The organism is Mesorhizobium sp. LjRoot246 (genome assembly GCF_964254115.1).
GTDB lineage: Bacteria > Pseudomonadota > Alphaproteobacteria > Rhizobiales > Rhizobiaceae > Mesorhizobium.
In genome coordinates this window covers 4,342,275-4,361,805 of sequence record NZ_CAXUSN020000001.1, presented here as the reverse complement: position 1 = coordinate 4,361,805, position 19,531 = coordinate 4,342,275, and the positions used below count along the sequence as shown (strand labels likewise).

Annotated in this window: 21 protein-coding genes; 8 read left to right on the top strand and 13 right to left on the bottom strand. The window is 62.7% G+C overall.

The window, feature by feature from the left end:
- Positions 1–49: 49 nt before the first annotated feature.
- Positions 50–904 carry an alpha/beta fold hydrolase gene (locus ACSQ3L_RS21310; protein WP_436161707.1) on the bottom strand — a complete coding sequence of 285 codons (855 nt, stop codon included), beginning with the start codon at positions 902–904 and terminating at the stop codon, positions 50–52.
- Between the two features lie 398 nt (positions 905–1,302).
- Between ACSQ3L_RS21310 and ade the strand changes: the two genes are divergently transcribed.
- Positions 1,303–3,114, top strand: coding sequence for an adenine deaminase (gene ade / locus ACSQ3L_RS21305; RefSeq protein ID WP_436161706.1), 1,812 nt, complete (start codon positions 1,303–1,305; stop codon positions 3,112–3,114).
- Between the two features lie 27 nt (positions 3,115–3,141).
- On the opposite strand, the gene ACSQ3L_RS21300 is transcribed toward ade, so the two are convergent.
- Entirely contained in the window at positions 3,142–4,305 is a 1,164-nt protein-coding gene (locus tag ACSQ3L_RS21300; RefSeq protein WP_436161705.1) for an alpha/beta hydrolase, read from the bottom strand.
- Positions 4,306–4,448: 143 nt separating this feature from the next.
- Complete coding sequence (locus tag ACSQ3L_RS21295) at positions 4,449–5,522, bottom strand: alpha/beta hydrolase (protein WP_436161704.1); 1,074 nt, start codon at positions 5,520–5,522, stop codon at positions 4,449–4,451.
- 418 nt (positions 5,523–5,940) lie between these two features.
- Here ACSQ3L_RS21295 and ilvA point away from each other — a divergent pair, with 418 nt between their 5' ends.
- Together ilvA and ACSQ3L_RS21285 are read left to right on the top strand one after the other, a co-directional pair.
- Entirely contained in the window at positions 5,941–7,197 is a 1,257-nt protein-coding gene (gene ilvA, locus ACSQ3L_RS21290; protein WP_436161703.1) for a threonine ammonia-lyase IlvA, read from the top strand.
- The gene (locus ACSQ3L_RS21285) at positions 7,194–7,754 is read left to right on the top strand and encodes a DUF1697 domain-containing protein (protein WP_436161702.1); all 561 of its coding nucleotides are present in this window, start codon (positions 7,194–7,196) and stop codon (positions 7,752–7,754) included. Before ilvA ends, ACSQ3L_RS21285 begins: the two co-directional genes overlap by 4 nt.
- Before the next feature lie 8 nt (positions 7,755–7,762).
- Here ACSQ3L_RS21285 and ACSQ3L_RS21280 read toward each other — a convergent pair whose 3' ends face one another.
- Together ACSQ3L_RS21280 and ACSQ3L_RS21275 are read right to left on the bottom strand one after the other, a co-directional pair.
- Complete coding sequence (locus ACSQ3L_RS21280; RefSeq protein WP_436161701.1) at positions 7,763–8,056, bottom strand: DUF2218 domain-containing protein; 294 nt, start codon at positions 8,054–8,056, stop codon at positions 7,763–7,765.
- Positions 8,057–8,168: 112 nt separating this feature from the next.
- Positions 8,169–8,609 carry a VOC family protein gene (locus tag ACSQ3L_RS21275; RefSeq protein ID WP_436161700.1) on the bottom strand — a complete coding sequence of 147 codons (441 nt, stop codon included), beginning with the start codon at positions 8,607–8,609 and terminating at the stop codon, positions 8,169–8,171.
- A gap of 216 nt (positions 8,610–8,825) precedes the next feature.
- On the opposite strand from ACSQ3L_RS21275, the gene ACSQ3L_RS21270 reads away from it, so the two are divergent.
- The 3 genes from ACSQ3L_RS21270 to ACSQ3L_RS21260 are packed head-to-tail and all read left to right on the top strand — an operon-like array spanning position 8,826 to position 10,798.
- Positions 8,826–9,422, top strand: a complete 597-nt coding sequence (locus ACSQ3L_RS21270; RefSeq protein WP_292642923.1) for a cold-shock protein — start codon at positions 8,826–8,828, stop codon at positions 9,420–9,422.
- Between the two features lie 24 nt (positions 9,423–9,446).
- Positions 9,447–10,010, top strand: coding sequence for a DUF192 domain-containing protein (locus ACSQ3L_RS21265; RefSeq protein ID WP_436161699.1), 564 nt, complete (start codon positions 9,447–9,449; stop codon positions 10,008–10,010).
- A 20-nt stretch (positions 10,011–10,030) separates the two neighbouring features.
- On the top strand, positions 10,031–10,798 hold the full coding sequence (locus ACSQ3L_RS21260) for an alpha/beta fold hydrolase (RefSeq protein ID WP_436161698.1): 768 nt from the start codon (positions 10,031–10,033) through the stop codon (positions 10,796–10,798).
- Positions 10,799–10,928: 130 nt separating this feature from the next.
- On the opposite strand, the gene speB is transcribed toward ACSQ3L_RS21260, so the two are convergent.
- The 7 genes from speB to ACSQ3L_RS21225 form a co-directional block, all read right to left on the bottom strand.
- Positions 10,929–11,894 (bottom strand): agmatinase, encoded by a 966-nt coding sequence (gene speB / locus ACSQ3L_RS21255; protein ID WP_436161697.1) that lies wholly within the window; start codon positions 11,892–11,894, stop codon positions 10,929–10,931.
- Positions 11,895–11,906: 12 nt separating this feature from the next.
- Complete coding sequence (locus ACSQ3L_RS21250; protein ID WP_436161696.1) at positions 11,907–12,677, bottom strand: creatininase; 771 nt, start codon at positions 12,675–12,677, stop codon at positions 11,907–11,909.
- Between the two features lie 12 nt (positions 12,678–12,689).
- Positions 12,690–13,397 (bottom strand): SDR family NAD(P)-dependent oxidoreductase, encoded by a 708-nt coding sequence (locus ACSQ3L_RS21245; protein WP_436161695.1) that lies wholly within the window; start codon positions 13,395–13,397, stop codon positions 12,690–12,692.
- The gene (locus ACSQ3L_RS21240) at positions 13,391–14,146 is read right to left on the bottom strand and encodes an SDR family NAD(P)-dependent oxidoreductase (RefSeq protein ID WP_436161694.1); all 756 of its coding nucleotides are present in this window, start codon (positions 14,144–14,146) and stop codon (positions 13,391–13,393) included. Before ACSQ3L_RS21240 ends, ACSQ3L_RS21245 begins: the two co-directional genes overlap by 7 nt.
- Positions 14,143–14,913 carry an ABC transporter ATP-binding protein gene (locus tag ACSQ3L_RS21235; RefSeq protein WP_436161693.1) on the bottom strand — a complete coding sequence of 257 codons (771 nt, stop codon included), beginning with the start codon at positions 14,911–14,913 and terminating at the stop codon, positions 14,143–14,145. The genes ACSQ3L_RS21240 and ACSQ3L_RS21235 overlap by 4 nt, the downstream gene beginning before the upstream one ends.
- A gap of 9 nt (positions 14,914–14,922) precedes the next feature.
- Positions 14,923–15,705, bottom strand: coding sequence for an ABC transporter permease (locus ACSQ3L_RS21230; RefSeq protein ID WP_436161692.1), 783 nt, complete (start codon positions 15,703–15,705; stop codon positions 14,923–14,925).
- A 104-nt stretch (positions 15,706–15,809) separates the two neighbouring features.
- Positions 15,810–16,802, bottom strand: coding sequence for an ABC transporter substrate-binding protein (locus ACSQ3L_RS21225; RefSeq protein ID WP_436161691.1), 993 nt, complete (start codon positions 16,800–16,802; stop codon positions 15,810–15,812).
- 121 nt (positions 16,803–16,923) lie between these two features.
- Between ACSQ3L_RS21225 and ACSQ3L_RS21220 the strand changes: the two genes are divergently transcribed.
- Entirely contained in the window at positions 16,924–17,829 is a 906-nt protein-coding gene (locus ACSQ3L_RS21220) for a LysR family transcriptional regulator (RefSeq protein WP_436161690.1), read from the top strand.
- A gap of 26 nt (positions 17,830–17,855) precedes the next feature.
- On the opposite strand, the gene ACSQ3L_RS21215 is transcribed toward ACSQ3L_RS21220, so the two are convergent.
- Complete coding sequence (locus ACSQ3L_RS21215; RefSeq protein ID WP_436161689.1) at positions 17,856–18,461, bottom strand: HD domain-containing protein; 606 nt, start codon at positions 18,459–18,461, stop codon at positions 17,856–17,858.
- 147 nt (positions 18,462–18,608) lie between these two features.
- Here ACSQ3L_RS21215 and cysE point away from each other — a divergent pair, with 147 nt between their 5' ends.
- On the top strand, positions 18,609–19,457 hold the full coding sequence (gene cysE / locus ACSQ3L_RS21210; protein ID WP_436161688.1) for a serine O-acetyltransferase: 849 nt from the start codon (positions 18,609–18,611) through the stop codon (positions 19,455–19,457).
- Positions 19,458–19,531 lie beyond the last annotated feature (74 nt).

The window sequence follows — 19,531 nt, the reverse complement described above, 5'->3', positions numbered from 1 at the left end:
GATAACCGCATTCGCCGCAATCGCAATCCCCGGTTGCCGCACGGAATCCCTATTTGGCGTCGATGAAGTCCAGAGCCGCCCGGCTATATTCATCCGGCGCTTGCAGCATGGCGAAATGACTTGCGTTGGGCAGGATGATCAGCTTCGCGCCCGGGATGGCAGAGGCGATGTATTCGGTGTGTTCGCGCTTGATCGCCTCGTCATGGTCGCCGGCAACGATCGCCGTGGGCGTGGTTATCTTGCCGAGCTGTTCCTTGGCCCACGCCGGCTCAGTCTCCCACATATGGCTCATCTGCGCCACGAAGGCGTCATACTGGTCCGGTGTCTTCGACATCTTCTTGTAGTCGCGGCCGGAGCGGTCGATGTAGGCGGCAGAGGTCTTGTTGGTCATCACACCCGGATCGAGGCCGTCGGTGGTTACGTTGGCGGCTTGCGCAAAGAGCCTTGTCAGCCGTTCGGGATGATGCAGCGCGATGTCGATACCGATAATGCCGCCATCGCTCCAGCCGACAAGCGCGGTCTTGTCGATCTTCAGGTAGTCGAGCAGCGCCAGATAGTCCGACGCCATCAAGTCGTAGCCATAGGGCTGCTCGGTGCGGGTGGAGCGACCGTGACCACGGCTGTCGGCGACTATCACCTTGTGCGTTTTGGAGAGCGTGGCCACCTGACTGGCCCAGATGTCGGCGTGGCCGAGGCCGCCATGGATGAGCAGCACCGGGTCGCCCGCGCCGAAAACGGCGTAGTACATCTGGATGCCGTTCACCGGCGCATAGCCGCTTTGATCAGACTTGGGCATGGCCGCTGGCTCCGGCAAGGTCTGCCAACGTTCCTCCGCGGCGGCAAAAGTGGTGGACGCTGCGAACAAGAACAAGATGACGGCGAAGGCTTTCCAAAAACGGGTCATGTTTCCCCCTTGCGGCTCGGTCCACGATCGGCATCGCGGTTTAGCCGGATCAGTCAACAAGCTCAGCCTGCGCCGGATGTCGGACCCAGGGCCACGAACTCGGGTTAACGGGTTCCTTCGGAGCCTTCGGCGCATTGACTGACGAAGCATTAAACGAACCTGCCTGCGCGGCGGGTCACTGGCGCAAATCAGCACCATGAATAAAACTGTACCATAGCTGAGGGCACGGAGTCAAGAAAAAATTCCTATTCTGAAAGCTACGACAAAAGCTGCCGACACCGCCGAACTGGTTCCGCGAGGCCTTTTGTTAACCTGAGTTCGGAGCCCTGATGTCGGACCGACGGCTCTGGCGGCGCCCGCCGACATTTGCGACACTGGCCGCAACCGAGGAATCGCCAATGACGAAAGCCAAGCCCGCAAAACCCAAACCGTGGACCGAGATGGCGACACATCTGGTCGATGTCGCCATGGGGCGCAAGCCCGCCGATCTCGTTATTCGCAACGGCCGCTGGGTGAATGTCCATTCGGGCGAGATCGTCGCCGGCACCGACGTCGCCATTGCCGGCGGGCGCTTCGCTTATTGCGGGCCTGATGCCAGCCATGCCATCGGCCAGGGCGTCACCAGGGTGGTCGACGCCGGCGGGCGCTATTTGGTGCCCGGCCTCTGCGACGCGCACATGCATGTCGAGAGCGGCATGGTGACGGTGACCGAGTTCTGCCGGGCTGTCATTCCGCACGGCACCACCTCGATGTTCATCGACCCGCACGAGATCGCCAATGTGCTGGGCTTGGCCGGCGTGCGGCTGATGCATGACGAGGCCGTCGCCATGCCCATCAACGTGCATGTGCAGATGCCGTCCTGCGTGCCCTCGGCGCCGGGGCTTGAACATGCCGGCGCCGAGTTGACGGTCGCCGATGTCGCCGAGGCGATGACCTGGGAAAACATCATCGGCCTGGGCGAGGTGATGAATTTCCCAGGCGTTGCCGCCAACGATCCGGTGATGTCGGGCGAGATTGCCGCGACGGTGAAAGCGGGGAAAACGGTCGGCGGTCACTATGCCTCGCGCGATCTCGGCCTGCCGTTCCACGGCTATGTCGCCGGCGGCCCCGAGGATGACCACGAGGGTACGCGCGCCGAGGACGCCATTGCCCGCGTGCGCCAGGGCATGAAGGCGATGCTGCGGCTGGGCTCGGCCTGGTATGACGTCGCCTCGCAGATCAAGGCGGTGACGGAGAGCGGCATCGATCCGCGCAACTTCATCCTGTGCACCGACGACAGCCATTCCGGCACGCTGGTCCAGGAAGGCCATATGGACCGCGTGGTGCGCCACGCCATCCAACAGGGGTTGAAGCCGGTGACGGCGATCCAGATGGCGACGCTCAACACCGCCCAGCATTTCAAATTGGAACGCGAGATCGGCTCGATCGCGCCGGGGCGGCTGGCCGACCTGCTGATCGTCTCGGATCTCGCCGCAATGACCATCGACGAGGTCTATGCACGCGGCGTCAGGCTGGCCAAGGGCGGCAAGCTCGAAATCGATATTCCGGCCTATGATTACCCAAAGACGGCGAAGAACACCGTCAAGCTCGGCAAGAAGCTGAAGGGCGGCGACTTCGATATCGCGGCCCCCAAGGGCGCCAACGAGGTGCGGGTGCGTGTCATCGGCGTCATCGAGAACCAGGCGCCGACGCGCGCGCTGGAGGCTGATCTGCCGGTCGAGGACGGGCTGGTCGCCATGGATCGCCGCAACGATGTCTGCCAGATCGCGCTGGTCGAGCGCCACCGGGGCACGGGCGGCGTCACCAATGCCTTCGTCTCCGGTTTCGGCTACATGAGCGACTGCGCCCTGGCGTCCAGCGTGGCGCATGACGCCCACCACATCATCTGCGTCGGCACCAACAAGCAGGACATGGCGCTGGCCGTAAACCGCCTCGGCGAGGTCGGTGGCGGCGTGGTGCTGTTCTCCAAGGGCAAGGAGCTGGCGTTGGTCGAAATGCCGATCGCCGGCCTGATGTCGGACGAGCGGGCCGAAATCGTCGCGGCCAAGGCGGAGAAGCTCACCGAGGCGATGCGCAAGATGGGCTGTTCGCTGAACAACGCCTATATGCAGCACTCGCTGCTGGCGCTGGTCGTCATCCCTGAACTCAGGATTTCGGATGTCGGCTTGATCGACGTGACGACGTTCCAGAAGGTTGACCTCTTCGTTTGAGATCAGCCGGCGATGCCCGGCGCTGACTCACCCGCCGGTGGCGATGGTCAGCACCTTGAACGGCGTGGTGATGACGATCTCGGCGACCGAGCCGACGGCCTTGCCGAGGCCCTGGCCGAGATTGTTGAGCTGTGTCGGGTCGGGTTCGTCCGAGGCGAGGCCGGCCGGCGCCCGCAGCCGGTCGCCGAGCAGTTGCACCAGCATCGGATTGTCGGCGAATTTGGCGTGGTTGAGGCGGTCGCCGCCCTTGGCCTGGGAAAGATCGACCACCGATACGCCATAGCTGGCGAGGTCGGCCGCGTTGCCGTAATCGCCGACGCGCGGCTTGTCGCCCGAGATCAGCGAGGAGAGCTTGAGAGCCCGGTCATCCGCGGAGAGCAGAATGGCGAACGGCTTGTCGGGTTTGCCGTAGCGGATCATCTGTTTCTTGAACACGTCGACATCGATGTCGGGCGAGGCCAGGATGACATAGCCGAGCTTGCCGCCGAGATCGCGATCGTCGGTGATGGCAAGCTGGCGCAGCGCCTCCATGGTCACCCAGGTTCCCATCGAATGGGCGATGATGTCGATGCTCTTGACCTTCGTTTTGGCCAACATCCTGAGCGTAGCCTCGAGGTCGTCACGCGCCGCGTTGGCACTTTCCTTGTCATAGATGTAACCGGTGGTCTTGCCGCTCGACGCCCATGAGAACAGCACCGGCGTGCCGGAATATTTCGTGTCGTGGGCAATCTGCGTCAGTCGGTAGATGCCGTCGTCAAAACCGTTGTTGAAGCCGTGCACGAAAACCAGCGCACGGTCGCCGCGCATGGCGATGTCGGCGCCGACCGCCTTGGCGAATTGCGGCGCGCCTTCATAGAAGGTGACGTCCTTGGCGGTGAAATCCTTGGCCGGATTGCTGTTTGCCGATCCCTTGGCCCGCTCGATGGCGCCAACTTGGTGGCTTTTCGGAACGGTGACGTCGACACGGGCAAAGCTGGTGGTCAGCGAGCGATCGCCATCGTACACCTGACGCGGGTCTTTTGTTGCCCTCTGGCGGGTGGTGGCGACGAAGATTTCATGCGTGGCCGCAATGTCGGAAGCGGGCACCGAGACCGTCGTCCTGTTGAGCAGGTCGTGCGTGTTCCCGCCGGCGCAGCCGGTGACAGCGAGCGCCAATGCAACGACGAGGTAACTCTTCGAACGCACGGTCACACGCCGGCTCCCGCAAAGGGGGACGTCAAACGCATGACGTCGCTGGCTATTCCGATAAAGCCCGAGGCCGGCTCGGTCCAGTCCAAAGTGAGTCCATGCGTCGGCAACGGTGAGCAGGCACGGCGAAAACCGCGGGACCGCATCTACTGCCCGAGCAGGCTGATGCGGTCGGTCACGTCACGGTCGCTGGCAAAACCGTCGTCCTCGCGCAGCCGCTGGCCGATCATCTTCACCAGCGTCGGATTGTCGGCGAATTTCGTATGGTTGAAGCTGTCCGATCCCTTGACCTTGGAGAGGTCGACGACCGTCACGCCGTATGAGGCAAGATCGGCGGCATCCTTGTAGTCGCCAACGCGCGGCCGCGAACCGGCGATCAGGCCGGAGAGCCTCAGCGCCCGATCGTCGTCCGACAACAGCAGGATGAACGGCTTGTCGGGCTTGCCGTAGCGCCGCATCTGGCTCTTGAACACGTCGACATCGATGTCGGGCGAGGCCAGCACCACGTCGCCGAGCTTGCCGCCGAGATCGCGATCGCTGCTGATGGCCATCTGGCGCAGCGTTTCCATGGTGACCCAGGTCCCCATCGAATGCGCGACGATGTCGATGCGCCGCGCGCCCGACTGCTCCAGCATCCTGAGCGTCACTTCCAGCTGGTCGCGGGCAGCACTGGCGCTTTCCTTGTCGTAGACGTAATCCCTGGTCCTGGCGCCCGATGCCCAGGAAAACAGCACCGGCGTGCCTGGATAGCCGGAATCATGGACGATCTGGGTCAGACGATAGACGGCGGCGTCGAAGCCGGTGTTGTAGCCATGCACGAAGACCATGACGCGGCCGCCACGCGCCGCGATGTCGGCATTGAGCGCGCTGGAGAATTTCGGCTGGGTGTCGTAGCCAACGACCTCGGAAGCCATGAAATATTTGGCCGGGTCGTCCGACTTGCCGCGCGAGCGCCGCTCGATCTGGCCGGTCTCGTGGATGCCCGGAACAGTGACGCTGACACGGGCGTAGTTCAGCGTCGCCGAGCGCTCGCCGTCGAAGACCTTGTTGGGATCGTCGGATTTCTTGCGCGTCGTCGCGATGAAGATGCTGTGGTTGCCGGCGATCTCCGTCACCGGAGCGGACACCATGGCGCTGCCCAGCAGTTCCTGTGTTTGCGAACCTGCGCAGCCGGCGACCAACAAGGTTAGGACAACGGTCAAGATCTTCTTCAAAGGCACGCCTGAAATTCCAACTCCGGCCGAAAGGCCTGTCTACCCCCGCGACACCTCCCGGACAGCCAGAGTGCGGCAGAACTAAGTCGTGTCCAGTCGAAATGTGCTCAGCGCCCGGTTAAAGCCATCGCAGTGTTGCGCGAAAGCCAAAATGGCGGGAGAAACGCCGGAATGTTGGAAAAGGGCAGCACTCGGGGCCATGCTCGACCTGCTCCATGCACATCAACAAGCGCTTACAAACACCTGAAAGAAATATAAGAATATCCGTCTGTGAGAAGCATGAACGGCCGGACAATGGTGTGGCGAGCCCGGATATGCGATAGGCGGGCTGGCTACGCGAAGGCAGGACGCGCAACAAACAGCCAGCGCGGCCCGATAAATATAGAAATCGGCGGGACAACGTGCGGCGCAAGGTGGTTTTCCAATGAACAGTTTTTCTTCCCGCGTCGCTGCCGCTGCTGCCGCGATCCGCCAGATCTTCCCGGAAACGCCGCTGCAGGAAAACGACTATCTGTCGAAAAAGACCGGTGCGCGGGTACTGCTCAAGCGTGAGGACTTGTCGCCGGTGCGCTCCTACAAGATCCGCGGCGCCTTCAACTTCTTCCGCAAAACGCTCGCTGCAGGCAACGAGGCCGAACTGTTCGTCTGCGCGTCCGCCGGCAACCATGCACAGGGCTTTGCGTTCGTCTGCCGTCATTTCGGCAAAAAGGGCGTGGTGTTCATGCCGATGACGACGCCACAGCAGAAGATCGACAAGACCAGGCTGTTCGGCGGCGATTTCGTCGAGATCAGGCTGGTCGGCGATTTTTTCGACGACTGCTACCGCGCTGCCTTCGAATTCACCGAAAGTTCCGGCGCCCATATGGTGCCGCCCTTCGACCACAAGGACATCATCGAGGGCCAGGCCACCGTCGCCTATGAGATCGCGGACCAAATGCCGGGCGCCCGCATGCCCGACATCATCATGCTGCCGGTTGGCGGTGGCGGGCTTGCCGCCGGTGTCACCCATTATTTCGCCGACCAGGACAGGCAGGCGCGCTTCGTCTTCTGCGAGCCGGCCGGCGCGCCGAGCCTGCGCGAAAGCCTCGCGGCGGGAAAACGGCTCAAGCTCGCCAAGGTCGACAATTTCGTCGATGGCGCCGCAGTGGCCGAGATCGGCCGCGAGCCGTTGCGGCATCTCAAGGATTTTCCGGCCGACACGGTGCGGCTGATCCCGGAAAACCGGCTCTGCGCCACCATGATCGAGATGCTCAACGTCGAAGGCGTCGTGCTCGAGCCAGCCGGCGCGCTGGCGATCGATGCGCTGAAGGATTTTTCGAAGAAGGAGATCAGGGGCAAGACCATTGTCGCCGTGGTTTCGGGCGGCAATTTCGATTTCGAGCGGCTGCCGGACGTCAAGGAGCGGGCGCTACGCTTCGAGGGGCTGAAGAAATACTTCATCATCCGCTTCCCGCAGCGGCCCGGCGCGCTGCGCGATTTCCTCGAACTGCTCGGTCCCGACGACGACATCGCCCGTTTCGAATATCTGAAGAAATCGGCGCGCAATTTCGGTTCGGTGCTGATCGGCATCGAAACCAAGGACCGCCGCAATTTCGACCTGCTCAAGGCGAATTTCGAGGCCGAGGGCGTGCAGTACCAGGACATTACCGACAACGAAACATTGGCCGGGTTCATCATATGAGCGGTGCCGGAAAAATCTTCGTCGCGCTGTTTTCCGGCATCAATGTCGGCGGCAACCGCATCGTCAAGATGGCGGAGTTGCGGTCGTTCTTCGAGGATCTCGGCTTTTCCGATGTCGCCACCTATGTGCAGAGCGGCAATGCAGTGTTCCGGGCGAAGAAGGGCGACGCCGCGACGCTGACGAAACAGGTCGAAGCAGCCTTCGAGAAGAAATGGGGTTTTTATTCGCGCATCATGGTGCGCGATCTCTCATGGTTCGAGCGGCTGGTGAGCGAAAATCCCTATCCGGAAGTCGCCGCGGACCACACGAGGCTGCACGCCTATGTGCTGGAGCGCGAGCCGACCGCCGACGAGGTCGCTCGGCTGGCCGAAAAGTGCACCGGACCCGAAAGCTTCGAGATCAAGGGCGATGTGCTCTACTTGCACGCGCCGGATGGACTGGGCAAATCGGTGTTTGCCGGGCTGATCCCGCGCACGCTGAAGGTGCCCGGCACCGCGCGCAACTGGCGCTCGGTGCAGGCGCTGCTGGAGATGGCCGCTCAGGCTGGTAGCAAATAGGTCGTCGTCTATGCTTGTGGTGCGAGTTTCCAGTCGAAGGTCAGTTCTTCGCGGAAGGCAAAGCGCTTGATGTGATCGGCGACGACACTTTCCAGGCGTTCGATCGACCCTGCTTCGTCGGTTGACACCGTGATATGCAGCGCGCTCGCGTCTGCGTCCAGAACTGTGCGGCCCATTGAGAGATCGATGGTGCCATGGCTGGGATCGAACTCGACCGGGAATTTGTGCGCCCAGTGCTTGCACAGCTGCTGCAGGTAGCGGCTGGCGTGTTCGGTGGTGACGTCGGCATGGCTGGTCGGCATGAACTCTCCTGGGCAAGCGCCTGTTTAGCGGACAGATAGGCACCGTCCCGGAAAAACCAAACGGTAACAGCCTGTCAGCCGAGCCTTATCCGCTCAAGACAGCGTGATTGGCCTACCAGCTTCCGGTGTTCGCCATCGAAGCCCATGGTTCTGCCTTGGCCTTGGCCGGGCCTTTTTGCAAAAGCTCGATCGAAATGCCATCCGGCGACCGGATGAAGGCCATGTTGCCGTCGCGCGGCGGCCGGTTGATGATGACGCCATTGTCCATCAGATGCTGGCAGGTGGCGTAGATGTCGTCGACCTCATAGGCGAGGTGGCCGAAATTACGCCCGCCCTTGTAGTCTTCCGGATCCCAATTGTAGGTCAGTTCGACCAGCGGCGCCTTGTCGGCGATGCCGCTTTGCTCATCTTCGGAGGCAGCGAGGAAGATCAGCGTGAAGCGGCCTTGCTCGTTTTCGTAGCGGCGCACCTCCTTGAGGCCGAGCTTGTTGCAGTAGAAATCAAGCGAGGCATCGATGTCGGCGATGCGAACCATGGTGTGCAGATAGCGCATGTGATTTCCTCGATAATTGCGTTGCGGTGCAACATAGGGTCGGCCCTGTCAAAGGGCAATCATGCGGCAGTGCGCAATGCCGGCAAAGAACAAATCCGGTATTGCTGCAATGAACCGTGAAAAAAGGCACGGCAGGTCTTGCACACACCGGAAGCCGCAGTGTTAATCTGGTATCAAGAATCAGTTGCGGTGTTCTTGAAAAAAGGGGGCATTCTTATGGGGGAAAAGGCCTCTTTGACGGGGCGGGACGGAACCCTTGGCGACGCCTTGCAGCGCGACGAAGGCGGCGATGCCGCTGATCTGCTCGAAGTAGCCGGCGCCATCAAGTGGTTCGATGTGGCCAAGGGCTATGGTTTCATCCTCCCGGATGACGGCATCTCGGGCGACATCCTCCTCCATGTGACCTGTCTTCGAAGGGACGGCTTTCAAACCGCCTTGGAAGGTGCGCGCGTGGTCTGTCTCGTCAAGCATGGCGACCGCGGATTGCAGGCCTTTCGGGTGCTCTCCATGGATCTCACCACCGCGGTCCATCCAGCCGAGATGCAGGAGCAGCGCACCCATGTCGCGGTGACGCCGGAAAGCGGCCTCGAACGCGCCTTGGTGAAATGGTTCAACCGCACCAAGGGGTTCGGATTTCTCACCCGCGGCGAAGGCACCGAGGACATCTTCGTCCACATGGAGACCTTGCGCCGTTACGGCATCACCGAGCTTCGGCCCGGGCAGGTCGTGCTGGTTCGCTTCGGACGCGGCGACAAAGGCCTTATGGCCGCCGAAATTCACCCCGATATGGGGACCTTGCCGGTCTCGCATTAGGACGATTCCGGTCGAGGATTTTAAATGGCTTACAGGAACTGGCTGACTGCGGGCGTGATGTGCGCCGCAATTGCCGTCGTCGCCGCTGCCGGTGGTTATTTCTATTCCGAAAAGCCGACCTCGGCGGACAGCCGGGCGATGATCCTTCCGGTCGATCCGGCGCCCCTGGTCGTGGCGACGAAAGGCGGCGATCGCACTTTTTCCATTGAAGTCGCCGACACGGCCGCCGAGCGCGAGGCCGGCTTGATGTACCGCCAGGACATGGCGGACGACCATGGCATGCTGTTCGTCTTCGAGATCCAGCAGCAGGTTAACTTCTGGATGCACGACACACCGATGCCGCTTGATCTGGTCTTTGTCGGCCAAGACGGCAAGATCCGGGCCGTCAAGCACGGCGAGCCGCAATCCGACGCCGTCATTTCGCCCGGTGTACCCGTGCGCTTCGTGCTCGAACTCAAGGCCGGCACTGCCGCCAGGAACGGCATCGAGTATGGCGACCTTTTGCGCCATCCGGCCGTGGGCACGGCATCCGGCCCCGGCATGCCGCCAGCCGACAATGGCGATGCGCCGAATGGCGGTGGCGGTTGAGCGCGCAGGCGGGATCGCAGATGCAGTCTTTCATCCATGACGGCTTCGAGCTTGCCTTCCTCGATCGCCAGCCGGCATCGGGCAAGGGCGATCCGGTGCTGATGATCCACGGCTTCGCCTCGACCCATTATGTCAATTGGGTGTCGCCGGGTTGGTTCAAGACCTTGAACGATGCCGGCTACCGCGCCATCGCCTTCGACAATCGCGGCCACGGCTCGTCGTCCAAGAGCTATGAGGAGGCCGACTATACGCCGGCCAAGATGGCCTCCGATGCCGCTGCCTTGCTCGGCCATCTCGGTATCGGGCGCGCCCATGTCATGGGTTATTCGATGGGCGCGCGCATCGCGGCGTTCATGGCACTGTCGGATCCGGACAAGGTGGCGACGCTGGTCTTTGGCGGCCTTGGCATCGGCATGATCGACGGTGTCGGCGATTGGGATCCGATCGCAGCCGCCCTGCTTGCCGACGATCCAGCCGCGACCAGCCATCCACGCGGCCGGTCGTTTCGTGCCTTCGCCGACCAGACCCGCAGCGATCGCCGGGCGCTGGCCGCTTGCATCGCCAAATCGCGCGAACTGCTGAGTGAGCAGGATGTTGCCCGCATCGCCCAGCCGACGATGGTCGCCGTTGGAACCACCGACGACATAGGCGGCTCGCCCGATGAACTTGCCGCGTTGATGCCGAACGCCAGGGCCTTCCACATCGAGGGCCGCGATCACATGCTTGCCGTCGGGGACAAGACATTCAAGCAGCGCGTGCTGGAGTTCTATGCCGAAAATCCGCTCTGAGCGGACGGCGGGGGGAGCGAGCAGGAGTGCCACCGGCAAAACGTTCGGTTATACCGGCATTGTCGGCGTTCGCGGCAGGCGCCGTTGCGATAACCATTCTGGTGGCGATCCCAAGCGAGGCCTCGAAACTTCAGTCCGGCGCTCTCGCTGCTTGAACCGACTTTGCCATCACGCACAGCAGCTCGAACATCATCGTCGCGCCGGCAAGAGCCGTCATTCCACCTAGATCGAAAGGCGGCGCCACCTCCACGACGTCGGCGCCGATAATGTCCAACCCGTCGAGCAGGCGGACCATTTCCTGCGCCTCGCGGGTGGTGAAGCCGCCTAGCTCGGGCGTACCGGTCCCGGGGGCCATCGATGGGTCGATGCAGTCGATGTCGAAGGTCACATAGATGGGCGTGTTTCCGACGATACTGCGCGCCTCTTCCATGACGCTGGCCGCGCCCCGCCTGACGAATTCCTCCATGTAAATGATACGGATACCTTGGGCGACCGCCCAGTCATGTTCGCCGGGTTCGTATATCGAGCCGCGGATGCCGATCTGGACGACGCGCTTGGGATCGAGCAGTCCCTCTTCGATGGCGCGGCGGAATGGCGTGCCATGCGTATAGGGATTGTCACCGAAATAGCGGTCGTTGGTGTCGGAATGCGCGTCGAAATGGATCATGCCGACTGGCGTCTTGCGGGCTACAGCGCGCAGCACCGGCAACGTCGTCAGATGATCGCCGCCCGCGGCAAGCGGAATGGCGCCCGCCGCGACGATTGCCGCGATGCCGTCCTCGATGCGCTTCAGCCCGTCCAGGAGGTTGATCGGATTGACCGAGAGATCGCCGACATCGGCGACATTGGCGATGCTGAACGGCTCGGTCCCCGAGACGTGATGGGCGCGCCGCATCAGGCTCGACTGGTTGCGGATTTCGCGCGGCCCATGCCGCGCACCGGCACGGTTGGTCGTGCCGCCGTCCCACGGTATGCCGACGAGCGCGATGTCGAGCCCCTCCGCACTCGGCACTGCCGGCAGTCTCATGAAGGTTGAAAGTCCGGCGAAACGAGGCACGGCGGAGGCGTCGATCGGCTGGAAGAAATTGCTGCTCATGGTGTCGGCACCTCAGAAGAATTCACGTTTGACGATTTCCGCTATCCGCGTTTCGCAGTCGTCGAGCAGCCAGCGGCCCTTTTCCGCCGATGAGCCCTCGGTCAGCGACAGCACGCCGGATGGCGGCACTTCCTCGGCCGGTTTGGGATAGCGATCATATGGCCTGAACTGCGCGGGGCCGTCATGCAGCGCCTTGCCGAGGTCGACGAGCTCCGGACGCAGCGCCAGCATCATCGAGGTCTCGATGACGCTCGCATGTTCCAGCTCGATGCCGGGATAACCGTCGGGGAAGACTTTTGCCAGCGTCTCTGTGCGCACCATTTCCCAATGGTCGATGCGCAGGATCGTCAGATCCGCCGCACGCTCGCGGCCGATGGCGTCGAGCGCCAGTTCGATACCCTCGATCGACGGGCCGATGTTCTCGTAGTGGCCGTTGAGCACAACGATGCGCCGGACCTTCTGGCGATGGAGATCGCGGATCACATCCTTGACCAGCAGCGAAAACGTATGCGCCGTGATGTTGATCGTGCCGGGGAAAGCCGGGCCGCCGCCTGTTCTTGGCTGCGAGCGGTTGCCATAGGCGATGGTTGGCGCGACGAGGCCGCCGACCTGCTTCGCCACCGTCTCGGCGATGGCGGTGGGAAGCACCACATCGACGTTCATCGCCATGTGGTGACCGTGCTGCTCGGTCGCGCCGAGCGGCAGGAAGATTGGGGCGCCGGCGGCGATCCTCTTCTCGGCTTCGGGCCATGGCAGTTCAGCGAGGAAAACTCGGTCTTTCATGATCATCTCATTTCAAAGCATCGCCGCGCCACCATTGGCGCCCAGGCATTGTCCGGTGAAGAAGGTGGCGCCGGGGCCGGCAAGGAAGACCACCGCCGAGGCGATTTCATCCGGGCGGCCGATCCGCCCCAGCGGGTGCGTCGTTTCCAGCGCGCGCTGACTCTCGCTCAGCGCCTCGAAACCGAGAAGCGGCGTGTCGGTCGGCCCCGGCGCCACGGCGTTGACCAGGATGCGGGGGGCAAGCTCACGCGCCCAGGATCGGGTCAGGCCGAGCAATGCCGCCTTGGTCGCGCAATAGACCGAGGCGCTCGCTCGGCCGAGATAGGCAAGCTCGGAGGCGATGTTGACGATGCGGCCGCCATCGGGAAGGTGCGGCAGGACCTCCCGTGCCACGATGATGGCGCCGCGCACATTGACGGCGAACATGCGGTCGACATGGTCGAGCGAAATCGCGCCAAGCGGTGCTTCCTGGAGGATGCCGGCATTGTTGACCAGGATGTCATAGCCGCCGATCCGTTCCGCACCCTGCTTGACCGCGGCAATGATGTCGGCCTCGCTGGCAAGGTCGCAGGCAAGGATCGGGATATCGCCTTCGGATGCTTGGAGATCGAGCCCGAGAACTATGGCTCCAGCCTCCTGCAAGGCGAGTGCGGTCGCGCGGCCGATGCCGCTGGCCGCACCGGTGACCAGCGCGCGTTTTCCTTGCAGTGGAGTTACCAAGGCACTTCTCCCCTGTCGACACCGAGCGACTGCCCGGTGATGTTGGCCGCGAGATCCGACGCCAGGAACAGATAGGTGCCGGCCATATCGGCCGGCTCCATCAGGCCGGGCAGGGCCTGCGCGCCGACGATGTCTTCGAGCAGTGCTGCTTCGCTGACCGCGCCTTGTTCGGCCATCCGGCCAAGCGAGCGCATCGATGCTTCCGTGCGGACCCATCCAGGGCACACCGCATTGACGCGGATGCCCTTCGATCCAAGTTCCTTGGCCCAGGTTTTCGTCAGGCCGATGATGGCGTGCTTGGAGGCGACATAGGCGCCGAACCGCGCTTCGGCGACGCGGCCCCAGATCGATGCGGTGTTGATGATCGAAGCGCCCGCCCGCATGCGCGGCAAGGCGCGCGCGGTGACCAGCGCCGTGCCGATGATGTTGATCTCGATGATGCGCCGGAAGGCGGCTTCGGCCGCGTCGCTGCTGTCGGTGATCGGCGTCATCAGCTCGAGGCCGGCATTGTTGATGAGCACGTCGATCCGGGAGATCGGTTCGAGTGCCGCCCTGACGGCCTCGCGGTCCGCGATGTCGGCCTCCATGCCGGTGGCGCTCAATTCTTCGGCCTGTTCGTGCACGGCCGCGTCATTGGCAATGAGGTGCAGGCTGGCGCCGGCCTGGGCGAAGCCCTTGGCGATGCCGAGCCCGATGCCACGGCTCGCTCCGGTGATCACGACCGTCTTTCCGGAAAAGGAGAGGCTCATACGACCACTCCGGTTTCGTTGCGGATCAGATGCAGGACCTTGTTGCGCAGCTCGAAGAATTTCTGGGTCTCCCGGATCTCCAGCGGCCGGTCCGGGCCAAGCTCCGTCGCCACGTCGATATCGGCGACGATCGAGGCCGGACGACGCGAGAACAGGATGATCCGGTCGGCGAGAAACACCGCCTCTTCGACGTCGTGGGTGACGAAGATGATGGTCTTTTCCTCGCGGATCTGGATCTGCCGCAGCTCGACCTGAAGCCGCTCGCGCGTCAGTGCGTCGAGGGCGCCGAAGGGCTCGTCCATCAACAGCACGTCCGAACCCGCGGCGAGCGTACGGGCTATGGCCACGCGCTGTCGCATGCCTCCCGAGATCCGGTTTGGATAGGAGTCGGCAAAGTCGGCGAGCCCGAACAGCTTGAGATAGTGGCTGATACGCTCGGCCCTTTCGGTTGCGCCGAGGTCCTTCCGGTAGCGCATGCCGAAGGCGATGTTATTTTTGACGGTCAGCCAGGGAAACGACGAATAGGACTGGAACACCATGCCGCGCCGACGGTCAGGCCTGACGACCTTTTCCCCACCGAGCAGGATCGAGCCGGAACTTGGTTCGTCGAGGCCGCCGACCATGCGCATCAAAGTGGTCTTGCCGCAGCCCGACGGGCCGAGGAAGACGACCAGTGAATTGCGGTCGAGGCCAAGTCTGGTCTTTCGCACGACATCGACGGGGCCGAAGGACTTGGCCGTGTCGACGAATTGAACATATCCGGTCATGTCAGGTCCTCACAGATACCGGAACAGCCGGCGGTGAAGCAGGCGCAGGAGCTGGTCGGTGACCAGGCCGATCAAGCCGATGACGACGACACCGGCCATGACTTCGGGCGTCTTGACGAAGCGCCGGGCCGTCCAGATCACATAGCCGATGCCGGAATCGGCAGCGACGATCTCGGCGATGATCAGATAGGTCCAGCACCAGCCGAGCGTGATGCGCAGATTGTCGAGCAGCGTCGGTCCCATCCAGCGCAGGGCGACGTCGATCATGACCTGCCTCGAATTGGCGCCGACGGTGCGGGCGACCTCGACGAACTCCTGCGGCACGCGCCGCATGTCGTCGGCGACAAGCAGAACGAGCTGGAAGAACGTGCCCAGCCAGAGCAGGAAGATCTTGGTCTCCTCGCCGACGCCGAACCAGATGATGGACAGCGGCACAAGTGCGGGGACCGGCAGATAGCGGATGAAATCGATCATCGGCTCCAGTGCGGCGCCGACGATCCGGTAGCTGCTCATCATGATGCCGATCGGGATTGCCATGACGGCGGCGAGCAGGAAGGCTATCCAGACACGGGTGGTCGAAACCGCGACGTGCCAGAGCAGGTTTTGCTCGGTCAGCATCGTCCACAGCGCAATGACGACGCGGCTCGGCGATGGCAGGAACTGCGGCGCAATGATGCCCGCGCGCGCCGCCAGCTCCCACAGGACAATGACGAGCATGGCCGCCGCGACGCTGACGGCAAACTCCACCATCGGCGATGCACGGCCGCGGAAGACGAACAGGCTGCTGAACAAATCACTATCCCCGGATGATCGAAAGAACGGCCGTCACCGGCGGCAAGCCGGAATGACATCGCTGCCGACAGCCGCGAGAGGCTGCCGGCCCGGCCGTGCGGCCGCTATTTTGCCGGGACCTTGTTGATTGCCGAATTGTCGATCTGGTCGGCAGCCACCAGTCTGTTGTCGGCGGCGCCGTTATCCAGGTTGAGATCCATCACCGTGTCGAATATCTCGTGCAGCGTGCCTTTTTCTCCCGGCTTGCCCATGTAGGCCAGGGATTCGGCAAGCGTCGTGTAGGACAGGCTGGAGTTGACGATGTCGGTCACTTCGGCAGGCGTCAGGCCGAAATGCTTGGAGGCCATGTCGGCGAATTTGTCCGGCTGGGCCTTGATGAAGTCGACCGCCTCATAGATGCAGCCGAGAAATTTTGTGTACTTGTCGGGGTTCGCCTTGAAGTCGTCGTTGCGGGCGATGATCGCGTCGATGATGATGCCGCGATGATCCTTGGACGAGATCAGCATGCGGGCACCGGTGCGGGTCGAGGCCTTCAGCGCCTGCGACATGAACGGTTCGTAGGTCGCGATCGCGGCGATCGATTCATCGACGAAAACCGCACCTGTATCGGCTGTCGCGATGTCCTTGATCTGAAGATCCTTCAGCGTCAGGCCGGCCTGCTTCAGCTCCATCTGCAGCAGCAGGCGTGAGGGGATGTTGGGCTCGGCCGCGACGACCTTGCCCTTGAGATCGGCAACCGACTTGATCTTGTCATCGGTGATGACGCCGTCGCCGCCGACGGATTCGTCGATCGTGCCGATGATGATGCCGGGCGTCGAGGCATCGCGCGGGCGGCCCTGATATTCGCCGACGGAGCGCATCTGCATCTCGATGTCGCCGCGCGCCATCGCCGCCATGACGTTGGTCAGGTCGTCCTCGAACTTGATGCTGACGTCGAGGCCCTTGGCCGTGAAGCAGCCAAGGTCGCTGGCGATATGGACAGGCGCAAATCCCAGCCATGTTGGCGCAAGGATGCGGATCTGGTCGGCGCTGAGGGCGAGCTGCGAACTGGCGAGCAGAAGGGCTGCGGACAACGCGGTGCCGAATAACGGTTTCATGATTGTTCCCCAATTTTGTTCCGCGCAGGCTCGCGATTTCTGACATTGATGTAAATGAGTTTATTTAGAACGATACATCGAATAATATCGATGTATCGTTCTTTGCATCAGGGGGAGCGGCATGCGCCGGCTGGACAACATCGATATCCGCTTGCTGCGCGTTTTCGTGGCGCTGGCCGATTCAGGCGGCTTCGCCGCCGCGCAAATCACACTCAACCTGTCGCAGCCGACGCTCAGCACGCATCTGGCGGAACTGGAGAAACGCATCGGAGCCCAGCTCTGCCATCGTGGGCGCAAGCAATTCCGGCTGACCGAGGTCGGGCAGGCGACCTATGATGCGGCGCAGAAGCTGTTCCGCGACCTCGACGATTTCGGACATCGCATCAATGCGGCCAGCGGCAGCCTGTCGGGCCGCCTGCGGGTCGGGACGTCGGATGGGGTTTTCACCAGTGGTGAACTGGGTATCCAGCACGCGCTCAGCCGCTTCATGGAGCCGGATTCCGATGTCTTCATCGACCTTTCGGTGGGCACGCCGTCCGAACTCGAGCAACAAGTCGCCGACGGCGGCCGCGACATCGTCATCGGACCGCTGTCGCAAAAGGCGCCCGGCGTCGTCTATCGGGACTACTGCGGCGAGCCGCATCTTCTCTATTGCGGCCGCCGGCACCCGCTTTTTGCGGTGCCCGATTCAAGGATCGACCAAAGCGCCGTCGACGCCGCGCGGTTCTCGGTGCGCAGCTATCGGCATTTCGACGATCTCTACCTTGTCGGTCATCCCAGGGCGAGTGCATCGGTGGTGCACATGGAGGCGCAGTTGATGCTGATCCTTTCGGGCAATTTCATCGGCTTTCTGCCGTGCCATTTTGCCGATCCCTGGGTCGCGGCCGGAGACATGCGGGCAATCAAGCCAAGGGCCTATGCGTTCAGTTCCATACACCGCGTCGCCTATCGCAAGACCGACGCACAGCGCTCGCTTGTTCAGGCATTCCTCGGTGCATTGTTCGATGCAACGCCCGCGGCAGGATAGGGCTACATGCGCGCCGTCGGCGAAGGTCACGAAGGTGTTTGCAGGGCCTGCAGCGATCGCGCCATGTTCTCCCGAGCTTGCGGTTCGAAGCGCTGGCGGAACTCTTCGGTGTGGAAGATGTTCGGGCGGGCGAGGAAACTCTTCAGGACAGCACTGCGTCCGGCCCGCCACATCGGCCCCTCCACCCAAGCGTACTCGCGCCGCACGGCACGCTCGTAGGCGTCGAAGGCTGTCGGCGCGGCACCCAGGATCGATAGGTCCATGTCGAGGAAAAGACTTGCGTCCCGTGTGGCCGCCGCATCGCCGAACGGCGGCAGTTGATGCGTGGCGGTGGCGACGATCATCGCCGAGATGCGGTCGAGGCGTGACGGATCCGCGCGGCCAGCCAGCTTTTTCTCGGCAAGGTCGGCACTTTGCGCCTCATTGTCCTTGGCCTTGCTGTCATAGACTGCATCGTGGAACCAGATCGCCGCTTCGATCGCCTCGGGATCGGCGAGCAATCTTCGATAGTCACCTGCCAGCGCCAGCATCGCCTCGATATGGGCAAGGTTGTGGTAGTGGCGGCCTTGTGCCCGGTAGAGGGCTGAAAGCTCGCTTTTCAGCGTGTCGTCGATCAAGGGTTCGTTTTCCATGGCTGCTTGAATTCCCGCGAACCAAATCCATTTGACAATGCACTAAGGAAAATTGAGTTCAATCGTGCTATGATCTGGCTTATATGTGCGGCCGGACAACAGGCAAGCACAACGGGCAAGCCAGGCAGGACGCAGGACGAGACGGCGATGAACAGCATCAGCATTTCCCGACACAGCGCATTGAAGCCGGTCGATCCGATTTGGCGTTCGATCCGCGACGAGGCGATGGAGGCGGTCAACCGCGACCCGCTGCTTGCCGCATTCCTCTATTCGACCATCCTCAACCAGGACAGCCTGGAGGAAGCGGTTATCCATCGCTTGGCCGAGCGGCTCGCCCACCAGGACATCGGCTCCGATCTCATCCGCCAGACGTTCAAGTCCATGCTGGCCGACGACAAGGAGTGGCCGACGACGGTGCGCGTCGACATCCAAGCCTATTACGATCGCGATCCGGCCTGCGACCGCTTCATCATGCCGGTGCTCTATTTCAAGGGTTTCCACGCCATCCAGACCCATCGGCTGGCGCATTGGCTGTGGAATCAGGGGCGCAAGGATTTCGCCCTCTATCTGCAGAGCCGCTCGTCCTCGGTGTTCCAGACCGACATCAACCCGGCCGCCCGTATCGGCAAGGGCATCTTCATCGACCACGCCACCGGCCTTGTCGTCGGCGAGACGGCGGTCATCGAGGACGATGTGTCGATCCTGCATGGCGTGACGCTGGGCGGTACCGGCAAGGCCGGCGGCGACCGCCATCCCAAGATCCGCTACGGCGTGCTGATTGGCGCCGGCGCCAAGATCCTCGGCAACATCGAAGTCGGCCATTGCTCGAAGATCGCGGCGGGCTCCGTGGTGCTGTCGCCAGTGCCGCACAACAAGACGGTTGCCGGCGTGCCGGCCCGTGTCGTCGGAGAGACCGGCTGCGATCAGCCGTCGCGCCAGATGGACCAGCTTTTGCCGTCGCAGACGATGGATCAGGTCGTCAGCTTCGACATCTGATTTTCGCAAGCCCGCCGCCTGCTGCCGGTTTCCGGCCGCGGGGCATGAGCGGGTGGTTGTCTCGTCTTATCAAG